Annotated in this window: 1 protein-coding gene and 1 pseudogene; both read right to left on the bottom strand. The window is 43.1% G+C overall.

Annotation, left to right across the window (positions count from 1 at the left end; genetic code table 11):
- The coding region (locus tag A3735_RS00880; protein ID WP_197479212.1) for a LemA family protein at positions 1–369 on the bottom strand (369 nt) is incomplete at its 3' end.
- A 112-nt stretch (positions 370–481) separates the two neighbouring features.
- Positions 482–781, bottom strand: a pseudogene (locus A3735_RS29995) (phosphoserine aminotransferase); the annotation flags it as partial.

Below are 781 nucleotides of genomic sequence, written 5' to 3'. Positions count from 1 at the left end.
CAGTTCCGGATAAGCCTCTACAGCCACATTTAGACTTCCTAAAGCACTTTGTAATAAACCTTCACTTTTAGCAAGTTCCTGCAACGCTCCCGCACTAGAAGGATTAGCGGATGCTGCTTTAAGGCCTGCCAGAGCTTGATTACGAGCCGATATAACCGCTTCCAGCGTTTCACGCTCATGTGTTAGATAAGCCTTAGCCGTCTCGACTAGATTAGGAATCAAGTCATAACGACGCTTAAGCTGAACTTCAATTTGAGAGAAAGAGTTTTGATAGCGATTTTTTAAAGCTACCAAGGTATTGAAAATACGAATGATATAAAAAATCGCAAAAATGATAATGAAGGCTGTTACTAAACTGCTGATATCCATATTTAATCCCGTCACTTGGCGCACCAGTTACAGTGCAATATTCAATTGATCGAGATATCCCTATAAGCAAAAACAGTATAGGCGCATTAAGCGCCTAGCTCCTATCTTTTACTTAAGCTTGCGAGCTATGATAGGCCCACTCAAGCCAAGGCATAAGCGCGTCAACGTCGCTGCTCTCGATCGTACCTGCACACCAGATTCGTAGGCCATCAGGAGCATCGCGATATGAGCCTATATCGTAGGCTACACCTTCCTGCTCTAGCAATGCGACCATCTTCTTCAGTGCGTCTTTTTCTAAGTCTAGCACCAAACAAACACTTGTATTGGAACGAGTACTTTTATTTTCAGCCAAAAAGTGAATCCAATCATGCGCGTCAACAAAACGCTCAACAGCAGCCAAATTCTCTTCTGA

This window comes from Oleiphilus sp. HI0061 (assembly GCF_001635675.1).
Note: the sequence above shows the minus strand (reverse complement) of the source record. Positions and strands in the feature narration are given on the sequence as shown.